Origin of the sequence: Streptococcus sp. HMSC074B11, assembly GCF_001808705.1 — a bacterium.
Classification (GTDB): domain Bacteria; phylum Bacillota; class Bacilli; order Lactobacillales; family Streptococcaceae; genus Streptococcus.
Genome location: NZ_KV794273.1, coordinates 169237 through 184062, shown reverse-complemented (window position 1 = coordinate 184062; position 14826 = coordinate 169237). Strand labels below are relative to the sequence as shown.

Here is a 14826-nt window from a genome sequence, read left to right as displayed (position 1 = left end):
TGGTTTGAATTTGATTTTTGAAGAGTATTAGAAGAAAAAGAAAGGAGAATCATGCTTTATATTTGGTCTTATCTCAAACGCTATCCCAAGTGGTTAGTGTTAGACTTTCTCGGGGCGATTTTCTTTGTCATTGTCAATCTAGGTTTACCAACAGTTTTGGCCCGCATGATTGACCAGGGAATCAACCAAGGTGATCAGGATAAACTCTATTTTTGGGCCGTAATCATGTTGGTTATTATCGTCTTGGGAACATTTGGACGGGTTGTTCTGGCTTATGCTGCTAGTAAATTGACCACGAATATGGTTAAGGATATGCGGGATGATGTCTATGCTAAGCTGCAAGAGTATTCTCATCACGAATATGAACAAATCGGTGTATCTTCACTAGTTACTCGTATTACCAGTGATGCCTTTGTCCTCATGCAGTTTGCGGAACAAACTCTTAAGTTGGGTGTTATCACTCCCATGATGATGCTGTCGAGTATTCTCATGATTTTCTTGACCAGTCCTTCACTAGCTTGGATTGTTGCTTTTTCCGTTCCTTTTCTAGCTGTAGTAGTCATTTATGTGGCGGTGAAAACGCGTCCCTTATCTGAAAAACAACAGAAAACTTTGGATAAGATTAACCAGTATGTCCGTGAAAATTTGATGGGGCTACGAGTGATTCGTGCCTTTGCTCGTGAAGATTTTCAAGAAAACCGTTTCGAAGAGAAAAATGCGATCTATGCGGATAATTCAAATCGTTTGTTCAAATTGACTGGTTTGACAGAGCCGCTTTTTGTGCAAATCATTATTGCCATGATTGTAGCTATCGTTTGGTTTGCTCTAGATCCTCTCAAGCAAGGAAGTTTGCAGATTGGGGATTTGGTGGCCTTTATCGAGTATAGTTTCCACGCTCTCTTGTCCTTCCTTTTCTTGTCAAACCTTTTTACCATGTATCCTAGAACGGCCGTATCCAGTGAACGCTTGAAGGAAATCATGGATATACCGATTTCCATTGATCCAAATGAGGACGGAATTCAAGAAACAGAAACCCAAGGTTATCTAGAATTTGATAATGTAACCTTTGCCTATCCTGGGGAAACAGAAAGCCCTGTTTTGCATAATATTTCCTTTACTGCTAAACCGGGAGAAACCATTGCTTTTATCGGTTCGACTGGGTCAGGTAAGTCTACTCTGGTTCAGTTAATTCCTCGTTTTTATGATGTTACACTGGGGAAAATTAAGGTCGATGGTGTTGATGTCCGGGATTACCGTCTCAAATCACTCCGCCAGAAAATTGGATTTATTCCACAGAAGGCTTTGCTCTTTACTGGGACTATCGCAGACAATCTCCGTTACGGGAAAGAAGATGCCAGTCATGAGGACTTGCACCAAGCAGCTGATGTAGCCCAAGCCAAAGACTTTATCGAAAGTCGAGAAGAAGGTTTTGCAACGCATCTGGCTGAAGGGGGAAGCAACCTATCAGGTGGTCAGAAACAACGCTTGTCGATTGCCCGAGCAGTCATCAAGGGTCCAGATATCTACATTTTTGATGATTCTTTCTCAGCCTTGGACTACCGTACAGATGCTATCTTGCGCCGTCGTCTCAAGGAAGTGACGCAAGATGCTACGGTATTGATTGTTGCGCAACGTGTTGGAACTATCATGGATGCTGACCAGATTATCGTCCTTGATAAGGGCGAAATCGTTGGTCGTGGCCGTCATGAAGAATTGATGGAAACCAATGACATCTATCGAGAAATTGCTGAGTCGCAGTTGAAAAATGCGTCTCTGACAGAAGAATAGGAGGTAAAGGATGAAACAACAATCTAGTCTAGCTCGTCTATGGAGCTATTTAAAAGCCTACCGTTTCTCTGTTTTCTTTGCAGTCTTCTTGAAAATAGTCAGCGTCATTATGAGTGTTATCGAGCCTTTCGTATTGGGGCTTGCTATTACAGAGTTAACCAGCAATCTTCTTGCCATGGCAAATGGTGTTGCAGGAGCAGGGATTAATACCAGCTATATCGCAGTGATTCTGATGATCTATCTCTTGCGTGGTCTTTTTTATGAGTTGGGGTCTTATTACTCAAACTACTTCATGACCAATGCTGTCCAGTCCATGATACAGGATTTGCGAAATGAAATGAGCGAAAAAATCAACCGCATCCCTGTGTCCTACTTTGATAAGCACCAGTTTGGGGATTTGCTGGGACGTTTTACTAGTGATGTAGAGACCGTATCTAATGCACTCCAACAATCTTTCTTGCAGATTGTCAACGCAGTCTTTACCATTCTTTTTGTTATGGGAATGGTCCTCTATCTAAATCTTCAGTTGGCTATCATTGTTATCTTGTCGATTCCAGTGACTTATTTTGGTGCTAAAACGATTCTGAATCGTTCACAGCCGTACTTTAAACAGCAGGCAGCTATATTGGGACGAATGAATGGATTTGTGCAAGAAAACTTGACAGGTTTTAATGTTTTAAAACTTTTCGGACGTGAAGAAAACTCTCAAGAGAGATTTGAAAAGATTACGGATGAATTGCAACAAGTCGGATTTAAGGCGAGCTTTATTTCAGGATTGATGATGCCTGCCCTTCATATCGTGTCTGATTTAACCTACCTGATTGTTGCAGTATTAGGTGGATTGCAGGTTATTGCAGGGCGTTTGACGATTGGTAATATGCAGGCCTTCGTTCAGTATGTGTGGCAGGTCAGTCAACCAATCCAAAACATCACTCAATTAGCAGGACAAATGCAAAGTGCTAAGTCTTCGCTTGACCGTGTCTTTGAAGTTTTGGATGAAGAGGAAGAAGTCCAAGCTGCTGGAGTGAAAGAACTAGCACCATTGACAGGTCAAGTTAGCTTCAAGAATGTCGATTTCCAATACGTGGAAAACAAACCATTGATTCGCAATTTCAACCTAGATGTTAAACCTGGAGAGATGGTAGCTATCGTTGGACCTACTGGAGCAGGGAAAACAACCTTGATTAACCTTCTTATGCGTTTTTACGATGTGACAGCTGGTGCCATTTTAGTGGATGGCCAAGATATTCGTGACCTGTCTCGTCAGGACTATCGTCGCCAGTTTGGCATGGTCTTACAGGATGCCTGGCTCTATGAAGGAAGCATCAAGGAAAATCTTCGCTTTGGAAATCTTGAGGCAACAGATGAAGAAATCGTTGAGGCAGCTAAGGCGGCCAATGTTGACCACTTTATCCGCACTCTTCCTGGTGGCTATAACATGGAGATGAATCAGGAGTCTAGCAATATCTCTCTTGGGCAAAAACAGTTGTTAACTATCGCGCGTGCTCTCTTGGCAGATCCTAAAATCTTAATTTTGGACGAAGCGACCTCATCAGTCGATACTCGTCTAGAGCTCTTGATTCAAAAGGCCATGAAACGTTTGATGAAGGGTAGAACAAGCTTTGTCATTGCCCATCGACTTTCGACTATTCAGGAAGCTGACAAAATTTTGGTGCTGAAAGATGGACAGATAATCGAACAGGGAAATCATGAAAGTCTTTTAGCTGCAAAAGGTTTCTATTATGACCTTTATCAAAGTCAATTTTCGAATAAAAACAGAGAAAATAGCTAGAATAAATAGCTATTCGTTTTCTTAAATTATCAGTCAATTAGAACTTTTTTAATATGAGTTAATTCCCTTGCTTTTGTCTACTGGGAGTAGTATACTAAAATAGTAATCAATAAAGATGGTTACAAAAAATAATTATGAGGTGAGAAAAATGGTAGAATTGAAAAAAGAAGCAGTAAAAGACGTAGCAACATTAACTAAACCAGCGGCAGAAGCGCTAGTAAATACAAAGGAAGTTTTGAATCAAGCAGTAGCAGACTTGTATGTAGCCCATATCGCTCTTCATCAAGTCCACTGGTACATGCGTGGTCGTGGTTTCCAAGTATGGCATCCTAAGATGGATGAATACATGGATAGTCTTGATGGTTACCTTGACGAAATCAGCGAACGTTTGATCACTCTTGGTGGCAAACCATACTCTACTCTGACAGAGTTCCTTCAACACAGTGAAATCGAAGAAGAAGAAGGAGAATTCCGCAACGTAGAAGAAAGTTTGGAACGTGTTCTTGAAATTTATCGTTACCTCATCACTCTTTTCCAAAAAGCTTTGGATGTAACTGATGAAGAAGGCGATGATGTAACAAACGATATCTTCGTTGGTGCTAAGGCAGATCTTGAAAAAACAGTCTGGATGCTTGCGGCAGAATTAGGACAAGCACCTGGATTGTAAGATACTCTATTTTGTCAAAAATCCGTAGAGAATTTCTACGGATTTTTTCTATTTCGAAGGGCGTTCCAAAACAGTCTTTTTTCAAGATTTTTGATAAAATAGAACTATCAATGAAAAGGATGAAAGCATGACAAAGAAAATCGTAGCCATCTGGGCACAAGATGAAAAGGGTGTAATCGGAAAAGAGGATCGCTTACCATGGCATTTGCCAGCAGAGTTAAAACATTTTAAAGAAACAACCTTGAATCATGCTATCTTGATGGGGCGTGTCACCTTTGATGGGATGGGGCGTCGCTTGCTTCCAAAACGGGAGACCTTGATTTTGACACGTAACCCGGAAGAAAAGATAGATGGGGTTACTACTTTTCAGGATGTCCAGTCTGTTCTCGACTGGTATCAGGGGCAAGACAAGAATCTCTATATTCTCGGTGGGAAGCAGATTTTTCAGGCTTTTGAACCCTATTTGGATGAAGTAATTGTCACTCAAATCCATTCTCGGGTGGAGGGAGATACTTATTTTCCTGAAGAGTTTGACTTGTCCCTTTTTGAGACAGTTTCAAGCAAATCCTATACCAAAGATGACAAAAATCCTTATGATTTTACCATCCAATACCGCAAGAGAAAGGAAGTCTAATGGAACGTAGTATATTTGGTTTTTTCACAGCCATGCTGTGTTTGGTCTGCTTGCTTGCAGGGGTACAGGCTTTTCGTAAAAAGCGTTATGGACTTTCTGTCCTGCTCTGGTTAAATGCCTTTACCAATTTGGTCAATAGTATCCATGCTTTTTACATGACCTTATTTTAGATAGAATGACAGTATAGAATAGAACGGAAGGAAATCATGCCTACAACTAGGAATAATGATATGATGGTTTATTGCTCATTTTGTGGCAAAAGCCAAGAAGAAGTTAAAAAAATAATCGCTGGGAACAATGCCTTTATCTGTAATGAATGTGTGGAGTTGGCTCAGGAGATTATTCGTGAGGAGTTGGCTGAGGAAGTCTTGGCAGACTTATCTGAAGTACCAAAACCAATCGAACTCCTAAACATTTTGAACCACTATGTGATTGGTCAAGATCGTGCCAAACGTGCTCTGGCAGTGGCTGTATATAACCACTACAAACGCATCAATTTCCATGACACTCGTGAAGAGACTGAAGATGTTGATTTGCAAAAATCAAACATTCTAATGATTGGCCCAACTGGATCAGGGAAGACTTTCCTTGCTCAAACTCTTGCTAGAAGTTTGAATGTACCATTTGCCATTGCAGATGCAACAGCACTTACTGAGGCTGGTTATGTTGGTGAGGACGTGGAAAATATCCTCCTCAAACTCTTGCAAGCAGCTGACTTTAACATCGAACGTGCAGAACGTGGAATTATCTACGTAGACGAAATCGACAAGATTGCTAAGAAGAGCGAAAATGTTTCCATCACACGTGATGTTTCTGGTGAAGGTGTGCAACAAGCCCTCCTCAAGATTATCGAAGGAACTGTAGCTAGCGTACCACCTCAAGGAGGACGTAAACATCCACAACAAGAAATGATTCAAGTGGATACCAAGAATATCCTCTTCATCGTGGGTGGTGCCTTCGATGGAATCGAAGAAATTGTCAAACAGCGTTTGGGAGAAAAAGTCATTGGTTTTGGACAAAACAACAAGGCCATTGACGAAAACAGCTCATACATGCAAGAAATCATCGCAGAAGATATTCAAAAATTCGGAATTATTCCTGAGTTGATTGGGCGTTTGCCTGTCTTTGCAGCCTTGGAGCAGTTGACCGTAGATGATTTGGTTCGCATCTTGAAGGAGCCAAGAAATGCCTTGGTCAAACAATACCAGACCTTACTTTCTTATGATGATGTTGAGCTTGAATTTGACGACGAAGCCCTCCAGGAAATTGCCAACAAAGCTATCGAACGCAAAACTGGTGCGCGTGGTCTTCGCTCAATCATTGAAGAAACCATGCTAGACGTTATGTTTGAAGTTCCAAGCCAAGAAAATGTGAAAACAGTTCGTATCACAAAAGAAGCGGTTGACGGAACGGCTAAGCCAATTCTAGAGACAGCCTAGAGGTGACTATGGAAATCAATACACAAAATGCTGAGATTTTGCTGAGTGCAGCCAACAAGTCCCACTATCCGCAGGATGAACTTCCTGAAATTGCTCTTGCAGGTCGCTCAAATGTTGGGAAGTCAAGCTTCATCAACACCATGCTTAATCGTAAGAATCTAGCTCGTACTTCTGGAAAACCAGGAAAAACACAACTACTCAATTTCTTTAATATTGATGACAAGATGCGTTTTGTGGATGTGCCTGGTTATGGTTATGCCCGTGTTTCCAAAAAGGAACGTGAAAAATGGGGTCGTATGATTGAAGAGTACTTGACTACTCGAGAAAATCTTCGAGCGGTTGTTAGTCTTGTAGACCTTCGCCATGATCCGACGGCTGATGATGTACAGATGTACGAATTTCTTAAATATTACGAAATTCCTGTCATCATTGTGGCGACTAAAGCAGATAAGATTCCGCGTGGTAAATGGAATAAGCACGAATCAGCTATTAAAAAGAAATTAAACTTTGATCCAAGTGATGATTTCATCCTCTTTTCTTCAGTGACAAAAGCAGGAATGGACCAAGCTTGGGATGCTATTTTAGAAAAATTGTGAGGAATACAAATGGCAAAAACAATTCATACAGATAAAGCTCCAAAGGCAATTGGACCTTACGTTCAAGGAAAAATCGTTGGCAACCTTTTGTTTGCTAGCGGTCAAGTACCTCTATCTCCTGAAACTGGAGAAATCGTAGGAGAAACGATCCAAGAACAGACTGAACAAGTTTTGAAAAACATTGGAGCTATTTTGGCAGAAGCGGGAACGGATTTTGACCATGTTGTTAAAACAACTTGCTTCTTGAGTGATATGAACGACTTTGTACCTTTCAATGAGGTATACCAAACAGCCTTTAACAAGGAATTTCCAGCTCGTTCAGCTGTAGAAGTAGCTCGTCTTCCTCGCGATGTAAAAGTCGAAATTGAAGTCATCGCAGAGATTGGATAAGCGAGTTGAAGTTTGGTTCTTCCAAACTTCTTTTGATATAAGGAGACAAAGATGACAAAGAAACAACTTCACCTGGTGATTGTTACAGGGATGAGTGGTGCAGGGAAAACTGTAGCCATTCAATCTTTTGAAGATTTAGGATATTTTACGATTGATAATATGCCGCCTGCCCTCTTACCAAAGTTTTTGCAGTTGGTTGAGACCAAGGATGATGATCATAAGTTGGCCCTAGTAGTGGATATGCGTAGTCGTTCCTTCTTCTCAGAGATTCAGGCTGTCTTGGATGAATTGGAAAACCAAGATGATTTAGACTTTAAAATCCTCTTTTTGGATGCGGCAGATAAGGAATTGGTGGCACGCTATAAGGAAACTAGAAGAAGCCACCCTCTGGCAGCAGATGGTCGTATTTTGGACGGAATTAAGCTGGAACGTGAACTCTTGGCACCATTAAAAAATATGAGTCAAAACGTGGTAGACACGACAGAGTTAACTCCACGTGAACTTCGTAAGACCATTGCAGAGCAGTTTTCGGACCAAGAACAGGCTCAGTCCTTCCGTATTGAGGTTATGTCTTTCGGGTTTAAATATGGCATTCCTATTGATGCTGACTTGGTATTTGATGTCCGTTTCCTCCCAAATCCCTACTATCTACCAGAACTCCGTAATCAGACAGGTGAGGACCAGGCAGTTTATGATTATGTTATGAATCATGAGGAATCTGAAGATTTCTACCGTCATTTGTTAGCCTTAATTGAACCAATTCTACCAGGTTATAAAAAAGAAGGAAAATCTGTTTTAACCATTGCAGTGGGTTGTACAGGTGGGCAACACCGAAGCGTTGCCTTCGCTAAACGATTAGCCAATGATTTGGCGAAAAATTGGCCTGTAAACGAAAGCCATCGTGATAAAGACCGAAGAAAGGAAACGGTAAACCGTTCATGAGAAAACCAAAAATTACGGTGATTGGTGGAGGAACTGGAATCCCTGTTATTTTAAAAAGTTTACGGGAAAGAGATGTGGACATTGCAGCCATTGTAACTGTTGCTGATGACGGAGGTTCTTCAGGTGAGCTGCGTAAAAATATGCAGCAGTTGACACCACCTGGAGATTTACGCAATGTGCTTGTTGCCATGTCAGATATGCCAAAGTTCTATGAGAAGGTTTTTCAATACCGCTTTTCGGAGGATGCAGGTGCCTTTGCTGGACATCCGCTGGGGAATATTCTCATAGCAGGGCTTTCTGAAATGCAGGGTTCAACCTATAACGCCATGCAATTGCTGAGTAAATTTTTCCATACGACAGGTAAGATTTATCCATCTAGTGATCATCCCTTGACCTTGCATGCAGTCTTTAAAGATGGTTCAGAAGTAGCTGGGGAAAGTCATATTGCAGACCATCCAGGCATGATTGACCATGTTTATGTTACCAATACCCTGAATGATGAAAAACCGCAGGCTAGCCGTCGAGTTGTCAATACCATTCTTGAGAGTGATATGATTGTCTTAGGGCCTGGTTCACTCTTTACCTCCATTTTGCCGAATATTGTCATTGAAGAGATTGGACAAGCCCTTCTTGAAACCAAAGCAGAGGTGGCTTATGTTTGCAATATCATGACCCAACGTGGTGAGACTGAGCATTTTACAGATAGTGATCATGTGGAAGTCTTGCATCGTCATCTTGGTCGCCCCTTTATTGATACCGTACTTGTTAATATCGAAAAGGTTCCAAGAGACTATATGGACACCAACCGTTTCGATGAGTATCTAGTTCAGGTTGAGCATGATTTCGATGGTTTGCATCAACAAGTCCCCCGTGTCATTTCATCCAACTTCCTACGCTTGGAAAATGGTGGTGCCTTCCATGATGGGGATTTAATCGTGGATGAATTAATGCGCATCATACAGGTGAGAAAATGAGTTTCACAGTAGCAGTAAAAGAAGAAATCCTAGGTCAACACCACCTGAGTCGCTATGAGTTATCAGCCATTATCAAGATGTCTGGAAGCGTAGGTTTGTCTAGTTCTGGCTTGACCTTGTCCGTTGTTACAGAGAGTGCCAAGCTTGCCCGCCATCTCTATGAATCGTTCTTGCACTTTTATGGTATCAAGTCGGAGATTCGTCATCATCAGAGAAGTAATCTTCGAAAAAATCGGGTCTATACTGTGTTTACAGATGAGCAAGTTCAAGAACTTTTAGCGGATTTGCGTCTGGCTGATTCTTTCTTTGGTCTGGAGACGGGAATTGATCCAGATATTTTAGGAGATGAAGAAGCAGGTCGTGCCTATCTCTGTGGTGCATTTTTAGCAAATGGGAGTATTCGGGATCCCGAGTCAGGCAAGTATCAGCTGGAAATTAGTTCAGTTTATCTAGATCATGCCCAAGGGATCGTTTCGCTCTTACAGCAGTTCTTGTTAGATGCCAAGGTGATTGAACGAAAAAAAGGTGCAGTAACCTATCTCCAGCGAGCAGAAGATATTATGGATTTCCTGATTTTAGTAGGAGCTATGCAGGCACGTGATACTTTTGAAGGTGTTAAGATTCTCCGAGAAACTCGAAATGACCTCAATCGTGCCAATAATGCAGAGACAGCTAATATTGCTCGTACGGTTTCAGCGAGTATGAAAACCATCAACAATATCAGTAAAATCAAAGATAGAATTGGTTTGGATAATCTGCCAGCAGACTTGCAGGAAGTTGCCCGTCTGCGTATCCAGCATCCAGACTATTCTATTCAAAAGTTGGCAGATAGTCTGACCAATCCCTTAACCAAAAGTGGTGTCAATCATCGCCTGAGAAAGATCAACAAAATCGCAGAGGAACTGTAAAATATAATATATTGATGTTCAAAAAAGATATATCGAGATTGATGTTTAAAAATTTTTAAAATAACCTCAAATTTAAAAAATTCTACTGAAGTTTCATTCAGTAGAATTTTCATTTTCATAGGATTCGTTGTTTTAAGAGATTAAGGTTCTAGATAGAATACTAAAAATTTCAAATTTTTTTTTTAATCTTCATTAAATTGCGTAGTTATAGTTTTCTTAAAAATTAATAGATAATTATGTATTTTCTTTATAAAATCTTTAAATTTATATTTTATTATTGAAGTGTAAATTTAAGGAGGATCAAAATGGGAAAAAATATTTTAGAGACACGGAATTTGTCAAAGAAATTTGGGAATCAACTTGTAGTGAATAATATTTCATTACAAGTGAAAGAGAATTGTATCTACGGATTACTTGGTCCAAATGGTGCTGGGAAATCAACTACACTAAAGATGATAACAGGAATGCTCCACAAATCGTCCGGAGATATTATCTTTAATGATCATATATGGAGTAGAAAGGATCTCGAACAAATTGGTGCTTTGATAGAGTTACCTCCGTTGTATGAGAACTTAAGTGCAAAAGAAAATTTAAAAGTAAGAACAATGTTACTTGGATTACCTGAATCAAGAATTGATGAAGTTCTACAAATCGTTGGTCTATCAAATACAGGTAAAAAAAGAAGTGGAAAATTTTCTTTGGGAATGAAACAACGATTAGGAATTGCAATAGCACTGTTAAATAATCCTAAATTATTAATTTTAGATGAACCAACCAATGGCTTAGATCCATTGGGAATTCAAGAATTAAGGGAGATGATTCTTGGCTTCCCAAAACAAGGCATTACAGTAATTCTATCCAGCCATAATATTTCCGAAGTTGAGCAAGTTGCAGATTATATCGGGATAATATGTGAAGGTGAATTAAAATACCAAGATATAAAAGACTCTCAAGAAAGTTTAGAAAATTTATTTTTGGAAGTAGTAAAGAAGGAGAATTAAAAAATGATGAATTATATTCTTGGTGATTATTTAAAATATAAAAGAACTTTTTTAAAAAAAATAATCTATATAATACCTATATCTTTGATAATTTTATCTTATTTACTGGTACCACCATATTTTACAATAGATTCATATAATTGGTGGTATACTATAATTATGCCAATCACTTATGCACTGATTCCTGCTTTAATGAATCGATACGAAGATAAAAAAATAAAATATAGGGCAGTTTATCCTCTCAGTATTGATTTGCGAAAGATTTGGATATCAAAAATTATAGTGGCAAGCTGTTTGATTCTGATGGCCAGTTTGGTTCATTTGATAGCAGTTTTAATTGTACAATTTATTTTTGGAGATCAAATATTTTTAAGCTATAGCTTTAGTACTTTATTAGTCTCAAGTATATTATTAGTGGTATCAAGCATATGGCAAATTCCATTTTGTCTACTATTAGCTAAAAAGTTTGGTTTTTCTACTAGTCTTATGATAAATGGTTTATTAGGTGTTGCACTTGGAATTGTGTTTTCTGCTGGAAATTATTGGCTGTTATCTCCATATAGTTGGAGTATAAGAACGATGGTTCCAATGCTGAAAATTATGCCAAATGGACTACCAGCAGATGGAGGAAATATGATGTTAAACACATCAATTTTTCCTCCATGTATCTTCTCAATTCTGTTATTTCTTCTATTATCTTACTTATCATCTATTTGGTTTGCAAAACAGGAGGTAAGATAGTGATAAATATTTTAAAATCTGAGTTATATAAGATAAAACATACTTGGTTACCCTGGTTATATCTGTTACTCCCAATACTATTTGTGATTATGATATATGCTGGTTTTAAATTTACGGGCCTAAGTAGGTATTCAATAGAGGATGTCACATTAAATTATTTGATTACATTAGGTGCATTGTTCCCGATTGTTATTGGTTTCATTACTGCAAAGGTAATAGAAATGGAAGCAGAAGCTGGTTGCTTTCAAATAATGTTAACTGGTTCGCAATCAAGAACTAGTATGTATATTGGTAAGTTATTATCTTTATTGTTGTGTGCATCACTATCACTTATTTTACTCCAAAGTAGTTTTTTGATGCTTTTTAATTATAAAGAATTTTATGATTTGGTATTGGAATCAGTCTTAATGATTATAGGAGTTGTTCCGTTATATTTAATACATCTGGTTATTAGCCTCAGATTTGGGAGTGGAGCCTCTATTGGTCTTGGTTTCTTTGAAACTTTGATAGCTCTACTTGCTGTTACAAGTATGGGGGATAATATTTGGTATTACTTACCAAGTTCATGGCCTTCAAGGCTTTGTGGTCTTTATTTTGTAGATAAAATTTCAGGTGAAAACTCATTTTATTTTGAATTTTTTAAATGGTCTTTAGTTGCAACACCAATAATAGTTGTAATGTTATTTGGAAGTTTGATTTGGTTTAATAAATGGAACGGCAGAACTAATATGGAATAGAAATGAAGGTGGTAATAAGATGGTGAAAATATTAGCTATAGATGATGAAATGGATCTTTTGGTTTTAATCAAAAATATTTTAACACAAAAATTATATCATGTAGATATTTTTCAAAATCCAACAGAAGTACCTATTTCTAAATTATCAGAGTATGATTTAATCTTGTTAGATATAATGATGCCAAAAATCGATGGTATATCTTATTGTAAATCTATTAGAGATAGAGTAGACTGTCCCATCTTATTTTTAACTGCAAAATCTTTGGAAAGTGACATTGTTTCGGGTTTTTCAACAGGAGCTGATGATTACATTTTAAAACCTTTTGGAGTAAATGAATTAATTGCGAGAGTTGATGCCCATTTACGTCGAGAAAACCGAGAGAGACATTTAAGTTTAAATCTTGGAGAAATTAGATTTGATTTATCAGCGAATATAATTTATGTGAATGATAAGAAAATTCCTTTTACAAAATCTGAGTATCGAATTTGTGAACTTCTAGCACGTAGACGTGGACAAGTATTTTCAAAGGAACAGATTTATGAGATGATATTTGGATATGATGGAATAGGTAATTCTTCAGCTATTTCAGAACATATTAAAAATATTCGCGCAAAATTACAGAAGGAAGGTGTATCTCCAGTAGTAACTGTATGGGGGATTGGATATAAATGGGAATAAAATTAAAAGGGCAATCGCTAAAAATAATATTTTTAGAATATCTAATAAGTGTAGGAATTGTATTGTTTCTTTCATTTGGTTTAGTAATTCTGATGTTCACCACCATGTATTCATTAGGATTTATTTTACCTGCTGATTACACAGAAAATCAGATTTATGAGAGGAAGAATGCGATAGCCAATACAGAGACCTTTGATAAAAATCTTATACCAGATAATGCCTCATATCTATTAATTTCAAAGGATGGAAATATCATTACTAGTTCAATGAGTAAAGATGAAGAAGATCGAGCAATTCGATACTATAATAATGAGAGAGTATATAATACCCCATCTTATAGCTATATAGAAATTTTACGAAATGACGGTTATTGTATTATTCAATATTCAGTAAAACCCTATTTTACAAATAAATTCATGGCAAAATATTTTCCTAATGTCAATGTAGTGTATGTCAGTATTCTTATTTTAGTTAGTTTACTAAATACATTGGTTGTTACAATAGTATGGGCTAAATATCTTGTGAAACAACTCTCACCTATATTTGCTGCTTCCGAAAAAATATCAGAACAAACTTTAGATTTTGACCTGCATTATTCAAGAGTCAAAGAATTTAATGAAGTTCTATTTAGTTTAGAGAAAATGAGAAATGCTTTGCAAGAGTCATTAATCAAAGAGTGGATACAGGAAGAAAATAAGCAAAAACAGATTTCTGCTTTGATACATGACTTGAAAACCCCAGTATCTATTGTTCAAGGAAATGCTGAGTTGCTTAAAAAGACATCTGTGACAGAGGACCAGAGTATTTATATAGATTATATACTGAGGAATAGCAATAGAATATCTGAATATATAAAAACACTTCTAATCATGAATAAGAATTCTAATGCCACTGAATACCAGCCACAATCGTTGGCAGTAAAAACTGTATCAGAACAATTGGTAACAGTTTCTAAAGAACTAATGTCAATTAATTCTAACAATCTAAAAACTAATGTAGTAGTTGAAGATGGTATAATGAGTGTAGACTTGAAACTCTTAGAGAGAGCATTGCAAAATGTCTTAGCGAATTCAATTGAAAATAATAATGGAATAGTTACATTGGAATTGAATCTAAAAACTGTAGATGACTTTTTAGAAATATCAGTATTAGATAACGGGAAAGGTTTTTCTGATATCGATTTAATTCACGCAAAAGAACAGTTCTATCGTGGAGATTATAGCAGGCATTCTGCAACTAATTATGGTATTGGACTATTTATTACTGAACAAATAATCAAATTACATGGTGGATCAGTAATCTTGAAAAATAGAGAAGCTTGTCGTGGTGCTGAAGTTAAATTTATATTACCGATACAGAATGATAAATGAGCCATATTAACACTTAACTTATGTAATAATTAATCTAACAGCTCTAACATCAAACTTTATAACATGTTCATAACTGTATTTAACGTCAATTTGTAAATTTTAACTTCGAACTTTCACTACAAATTACACTAAGATAGAATATTATCTAGTATTACTCATACGGTGCAC

Annotated in this window: 16 protein-coding genes; all 16 read left to right on the top strand. The window is 37.6% G+C overall.

What is annotated here, in order from left to right:
- Positions 1-51: 51 nt before the first annotated feature.
- The 16 genes from HMPREF2619_RS05830 to HMPREF2619_RS05755 all read left to right on the top strand — a co-directional run bounded on the left by HMPREF2619_RS05830 (position 52) and on the right by HMPREF2619_RS05755 (position 14658).
- Positions 52-1788, top strand: a complete 1737-nt coding sequence (locus HMPREF2619_RS05830) for an ABC transporter ATP-binding protein (protein WP_070459938.1) — start codon at positions 52-54, stop codon at positions 1786-1788.
- Positions 1789-1798: 10 nt separating this feature from the next.
- Entirely contained in the window at positions 1799-3580 is a 1782-nt protein-coding gene (locus tag HMPREF2619_RS05825) for an ABC transporter ATP-binding protein (protein ID WP_070459935.1), read from the top strand.
- A gap of 148 nt (positions 3581-3728) precedes the next feature.
- Positions 3729-4247: a Dps family protein gene (locus tag HMPREF2619_RS05820; protein WP_070459932.1), complete on the top strand. Its 519-nt coding sequence runs from the start codon at positions 3729-3731 to the stop codon at positions 4245-4247.
- A gap of 127 nt (positions 4248-4374) precedes the next feature.
- Complete coding sequence (locus tag HMPREF2619_RS05815; protein WP_070459929.1) at positions 4375-4881, top strand: dihydrofolate reductase; 507 nt, start codon at positions 4375-4377, stop codon at positions 4879-4881.
- A complete protein-coding gene (locus tag HMPREF2619_RS05810; RefSeq protein ID WP_045612102.1) occupies positions 4881-5051 on the top strand; it encodes a hypothetical protein in 171 nt (56 codons plus the stop codon). The genes HMPREF2619_RS05815 and HMPREF2619_RS05810 overlap by 1 nt, the downstream gene beginning before the upstream one ends.
- 36 nt (positions 5052-5087) lie before the next feature.
- A complete protein-coding gene (gene clpX, locus HMPREF2619_RS05805; protein ID WP_070459927.1) occupies positions 5088-6320 on the top strand; it encodes an ATP-dependent Clp protease ATP-binding subunit ClpX in 1233 nt (410 codons plus the stop codon).
- An 8-nt stretch (positions 6321-6328) separates the two neighbouring features.
- Positions 6329-6916, top strand: coding sequence for a ribosome biogenesis GTP-binding protein YihA/YsxC (yihA, locus tag HMPREF2619_RS05800; RefSeq protein ID WP_045763541.1), 588 nt, complete (start codon positions 6329-6331; stop codon positions 6914-6916).
- Positions 6917-6925: 9 nt separating this feature from the next.
- Positions 6926-7306: a RidA family protein gene (locus tag HMPREF2619_RS05795; RefSeq protein ID WP_001140424.1), complete on the top strand. Its 381-nt coding sequence runs from the start codon at positions 6926-6928 to the stop codon at positions 7304-7306.
- A gap of 51 nt (positions 7307-7357) precedes the next feature.
- Positions 7358-8248 (top strand): RNase adapter RapZ, encoded by an 891-nt coding sequence (gene rapZ, locus HMPREF2619_RS05790; RefSeq protein WP_045763540.1) that lies wholly within the window; start codon positions 7358-7360, stop codon positions 8246-8248.
- Positions 8245-9222 carry a YvcK family protein gene (locus HMPREF2619_RS05785; protein WP_045763539.1) on the top strand — a complete coding sequence of 326 codons (978 nt, stop codon included), beginning with the start codon at positions 8245-8247 and terminating at the stop codon, positions 9220-9222. The genes rapZ and HMPREF2619_RS05785 overlap by 4 nt, the downstream gene beginning before the upstream one ends.
- The gene (gene whiA / locus HMPREF2619_RS05780; RefSeq protein ID WP_045763538.1) at positions 9219-10130 is read left to right on the top strand and encodes a DNA-binding protein WhiA; all 912 of its coding nucleotides are present in this window, start codon (positions 9219-9221) and stop codon (positions 10128-10130) included. The genes HMPREF2619_RS05785 and whiA overlap by 4 nt, the downstream gene beginning before the upstream one ends.
- Before the next feature lie 305 nt (positions 10131-10435).
- Positions 10436-11131 carry a lantibiotic protection ABC transporter ATP-binding protein gene (locus HMPREF2619_RS05775; RefSeq protein ID WP_045763537.1) on the top strand — a complete coding sequence of 232 codons (696 nt, stop codon included), beginning with the start codon at positions 10436-10438 and terminating at the stop codon, positions 11129-11131.
- Positions 11132-11134: 3 nt separating this feature from the next.
- A complete protein-coding gene (locus HMPREF2619_RS05770; RefSeq protein ID WP_045763536.1) occupies positions 11135-11872 on the top strand; it encodes a lantibiotic immunity ABC transporter MutE/EpiE family permease subunit in 738 nt (245 codons plus the stop codon).
- Positions 11872-12609 carry a lantibiotic immunity ABC transporter MutG family permease subunit gene (locus tag HMPREF2619_RS05765; RefSeq protein ID WP_045763535.1) on the top strand — a complete coding sequence of 246 codons (738 nt, stop codon included), beginning with the start codon at positions 11872-11874 and terminating at the stop codon, positions 12607-12609. Before HMPREF2619_RS05770 ends, HMPREF2619_RS05765 begins: the two co-directional genes overlap by 1 nt.
- 19 nt (positions 12610-12628) lie before the next feature.
- A complete protein-coding gene (locus HMPREF2619_RS05760) occupies positions 12629-13288 on the top strand; it encodes a response regulator transcription factor (protein WP_045763534.1) in 660 nt (219 codons plus the stop codon).
- Positions 13279-14658 (top strand): sensor histidine kinase, encoded by a 1380-nt coding sequence (locus HMPREF2619_RS05755; protein ID WP_045763533.1) that lies wholly within the window; start codon positions 13279-13281, stop codon positions 14656-14658. The genes HMPREF2619_RS05760 and HMPREF2619_RS05755 overlap by 10 nt, the downstream gene beginning before the upstream one ends.
- Positions 14659-14826 lie beyond the last annotated feature (168 nt).

Excerpts from the sequence above, each read along its gene's own strand:
- HMPREF2619_RS05820 (WP_070459932.1), top strand. The coding sequence starts at position 3,729 with ATGGTAGAATTGAAAAAAGAAGCAGTAAAAGACGTAGCAACATTAACT.
- HMPREF2619_RS05755 (WP_045763533.1), top strand. The coding sequence starts at position 13,279 with ATGGGAATAAAATTAAAAGGGCAATCGCTAAAAATAATATTTTTAGAA.
- yihA (WP_045763541.1), top strand. The coding sequence starts at position 6,329 with ATGGAAATCAATACACAAAATGCTGAGATTTTGCTGAGTGCAGCCAAC.
- HMPREF2619_RS05825 (WP_070459935.1), top strand. The coding sequence starts at position 1,799 with ATGAAACAACAATCTAGTCTAGCTCGTCTATGGAGCTATTTAAAAGCC.
- clpX (WP_070459927.1), top strand. The coding sequence starts at position 5,088 with ATGCCTACAACTAGGAATAATGATATGATGGTTTATTGCTCATTTTGT.
- whiA (WP_045763538.1), top strand. The coding sequence starts at position 9,219 with ATGAGTTTCACAGTAGCAGTAAAAGAAGAAATCCTAGGTCAACACCAC.
- HMPREF2619_RS05775 (WP_045763537.1), top strand. The coding sequence starts at position 10,436 with ATGGGAAAAAATATTTTAGAGACACGGAATTTGTCAAAGAAATTTGGG.
- HMPREF2619_RS05770 (WP_045763536.1), top strand. The coding sequence starts at position 11,135 with ATGATGAATTATATTCTTGGTGATTATTTAAAATATAAAAGAACTTTT.
- HMPREF2619_RS05795 (WP_001140424.1), top strand. The coding sequence starts at position 6,926 with ATGGCAAAAACAATTCATACAGATAAAGCTCCAAAGGCAATTGGACCT.
- HMPREF2619_RS05760 (WP_045763534.1), top strand. The coding sequence starts at position 12,629 with ATGGTGAAAATATTAGCTATAGATGATGAAATGGATCTTTTGGTTTTA.
- HMPREF2619_RS05815 (WP_070459929.1), top strand. The coding sequence starts at position 4,375 with ATGACAAAGAAAATCGTAGCCATCTGGGCACAAGATGAAAAGGGTGTA.
- rapZ (WP_045763540.1), top strand. The coding sequence starts at position 7,358 with ATGACAAAGAAACAACTTCACCTGGTGATTGTTACAGGGATGAGTGGT.
- HMPREF2619_RS05785 (WP_045763539.1), top strand. The coding sequence starts at position 8,245 with ATGAGAAAACCAAAAATTACGGTGATTGGTGGAGGAACTGGAATCCCT.
- HMPREF2619_RS05810 (WP_045612102.1), top strand. The coding sequence starts at position 4,881 with ATGGAACGTAGTATATTTGGTTTTTTCACAGCCATGCTGTGTTTGGTC.
- HMPREF2619_RS05830 (WP_070459938.1), top strand. The coding sequence starts at position 52 with ATGCTTTATATTTGGTCTTATCTCAAACGCTATCCCAAGTGGTTAGTG.